Origin of the sequence: Anaerotignum faecicola, from assembly GCA_024460105.1 — a bacterium.
Classification (GTDB): Bacteria; Bacillota; Clostridia; order Lachnospirales; family Anaerotignaceae; genus JANFXS01.
This window is the reverse complement of record JANFXS010000192.1, coordinates 1-488: the sequence shown is the minus strand read 5'-3', so window position 1 is coordinate 488 and position 488 is coordinate 1. Positions and strand designations below refer to the sequence as shown.

The 488-nt window shown below is 50.4% G+C and carries 1 protein-coding gene; it reads right to left on the bottom strand.

The features are described from left to right. Positions 1-379: YhfX family PLP-dependent enzyme (locus NE664_13475; protein MCQ4727642.1), on the bottom strand; the 379-nt coding region annotated here is incomplete at its 3' end. Positions 380-488 lie beyond the last annotated feature (109 nt).

Here is a 488-nt window from a genome sequence, read left to right as displayed (position 1 = left end):
AAACGGTGATGACCTCCGGGCGGCAGGAGACAATCTGTCTTACCTGGGCCGTCGGTATCTGTACCAGATGCCCTGCATTTCCGATCGGAATCCCATGCTCCATCATTACGGCGGCCTCTTTATAGTCAACAGCCACCGCGCCGGAATATCCCAGCCTCATCAGCTCCTTTGCCAGATAGGGATTGCGCCCCAGCTGTTTCAGCATAAAGTAAAGCTTTACGCCATTTTGCCTGGAGCACTCCAGCATTTCCTCCGCATTTTGCAAAAAGGTGTCCACATCAATGAGATAGGAATCCGGTTCTATGATTCCCTGCCTGTGGAGACTGAATGCCAGCCGGACCAGTTCCGGATTCCGTTTTACAGTTTGTTCCAGGAACATTTACACCACTCTTTCTACTGATTCTTTTATTATTCTTAAAACAGTGTCCGCTCCAGCCCGCATGGGATTGATCCGTATCATCCGATGTTCCAGTTCCGGATCTGCCTTG